The organism is Actinomadura logoneensis (assembly GCF_003428695.1).
Taxonomy (GTDB): domain Bacteria; phylum Actinomycetota; class Actinomycetes; order Streptosporangiales; family Streptosporangiaceae; genus Spirillospora; species Spirillospora logoneensis.
In genome coordinates, this window is sequence record NZ_QURH01000619.1 from 1 (window position 1) to 2,209 (window position 2,209).

The following is a 2,209-nucleotide window of genomic DNA, read 5'->3' on the forward strand; positions in this document are numbered from 1 at the left end:
AGTCGGCGCGGGCGGCCTCCGGGTCGGCCGCCGCGCGCAGGTCGCCGCGGTTGCACAGCAGGTCGGCGATGTCGTCGGCCGCGCCCAGCTCCCCGGCGAGCGTCAGCGCCTCCTCGGTGAGGGCGACGGCGCGGGCGGTGTCCCCGGCCGTCGCGGCGAGCCCGGCGAGGGCGTCCAGCGCGAGGGCCGTCCCCCAGCGCTCGCCCAGGGCGCGGAAGCCCTCGGCGGCGGTCCGGTACTCGTGCTCGGCCTCCGCGAGGTCGCCGTTCGCGAGCCGCGGATACCCCGACATCAGGTGCGCCGCCGACCGCGCCCACCGGTCGGGGCTCTCGCGCTCGGCCATCAGCGTCTCGAACTGCACGCTCATGTCCCCGCCGCCGACCGAGCCCATGAGCCACTGCAGCGAGGCCATGGAGTTGCGCAGCGGACGCTCCGCCCCGGCCAGCGCGGCCCCGGCGCGCTCGCGCTGCTCCTCGGTGGCGCGCGTCCCGGCGATGGTGACGCACACGGCGTACTCCTCGGGCGGGAGCGCCGCCGCGTCCGGCAGGTCCAGGAGGGCGGCGGCGAGCGGCGCGGCCGAACCCGCCAGGCCCCGGATCCACAGGTACACCGACATGGCCGTGAGCAGCGCGGACGCGGTACCGGCGCGGCCCGCGGCGACGGCCCGGCGGAGCGCGGCGATCAGGTCGTCGTGCTCGGCGGCGAGCCGGTCGAGCGCGGCGAGCTGGCCGGACCCGAGCAGGTCGGCGCGGGCCGCGAGGTCCAGCAGGTGGGCGGCGTGCGCGGCCTCGGTCTCCTCCGCCTCGCCCGCCTCGGCGAGCTTCTCCGCCCCGTACGCGCGGATCGTCTCCAGCATCCGGTACCGGCCCCGGGAGAAGTCCAGCAGCGACCGGTCGGCCAGCGCGGTCAGGGTCTCCTCGTCCGCGCGCGCGACGGCCAGCGCGGACGCGGCGGTCGCTCCCCCGGCGAACACCGTGAACCGGCGGGCCGCCGCGCGCTCGTCCTCGGTCAGCAGCTCCCAGCTCCAGTCCACGACGGCGCGCAGGGTCCGGTGCCGGGCGTCGGCGGTGCGGGTGCCGCGCGCGAGCAGCGCGAACCGGTCGCCCAGGCGCTCGTCCAGTCGCTCGGCCACCTCGGGCAGCTCGTGCGTGCGCAGCCGGGCCGCCGCCAGCTAGATCGCGAGCGGCAGGTCGTCCAGCGCGGCGCAGACCCTCCGGACGAGCGCGCCGTCCAGGTCCACGTCGCGGCGCGCGGCCCTCGCCCGCTCCTCGAACAGCCGGACGGCGTCGTCCTCCGGGAGCGGCCGGACCTGCCACAGCCGCTCGCCGTCCACGTCCAGCGGTTCCCGGCTGGTGGCGAGGACGCGCAGGCCGGGACACTCCGACAGCAGGCGCCACGCGAGGTTCGCGGCGTCCCCGACGATGTGCTCGCAGTTGTCCAGGACGAGCAGCAGGTCGCGTTCGGCGAGCGCGGCGACCAGGCGCTCCTCCGGGTCCGGGTCGGCTCCGCCGCCGCTCAGCATCCCGCGTTCGCGCAGGCCCAGTGCCTGGAGCACCGCCTGCGCGGGGTCGGCGACGGGCGCGAGCGGCGCGAACGCGACCTCCCCGTCCCAGCGCCGCGCGACCTCCCCGGACAGCCGCGTCTTGCCGACGCCGCCCGGTCCGAACAGCGTGACCAGCCGTCCGGCCGCCAGCCCGTCGAGGACTCCGGCGACGTCGTCGTCCCGTCCGACGAAACCGCTGATGGGCGCGCTCGGCCGGACGGGCCGTCCCGCCCTCGGCGCCGAGGGCACCGACGAGGGCGCGGGCGAGGGCCGAGGAGCGGGCCGGGGTGGGGGCGGGCCCTGGAGGAGCGTCCGGTGGAGGGCGGTCAGCTCCGGCGACGGGTCGGCGCCCAGCTCGTCCGCCAGCAGGACGCGGGTCTCCTCGAAGAAGGTGAGCGCCTCGGCCTGCCGGCCGCCCGCCGCCAGCGCGCGCATCAGCAGCGCGCGCAGGTCCTCGCGCAGCGGGTGCCGGGCGACCAGGTCGCGCAGCTCGGCGACGGCGGTGTCGTGGCGGCCGAGCGCGAGGTCCGCCTCGGCGCGACCGACGAGCGCGGCGAACCGCAGCTCGTCCAGCCGGGTCGCGGCGGCCCCGCCGGACGCCGTCTCCGCCGCGTCCGCGAACGCCGGGCCGCGCCACAGGCCCAGCGCCTCGGCGAGCAGGTCGGC

General features: G+C 78.6%; 1 protein-coding gene and 1 pseudogene. Both read right to left on the reverse strand.

Going from position 1 to position 2,209, the window contains the following annotated elements; translation table 11 throughout:
* Positions 1-1,132: pseudogene (locus DZF91_RS24760) on the reverse strand (AfsR/SARP family transcriptional regulator); the annotation flags it as partial.
* 39 nt (positions 1,133-1,171) lie between these two features.
* A partial coding sequence (locus DZF91_RS24765; RefSeq protein WP_147341358.1) for an ATP-binding protein occupies positions 1,172-2,209 on the reverse strand: 1,038 nt, incomplete at its 5' end.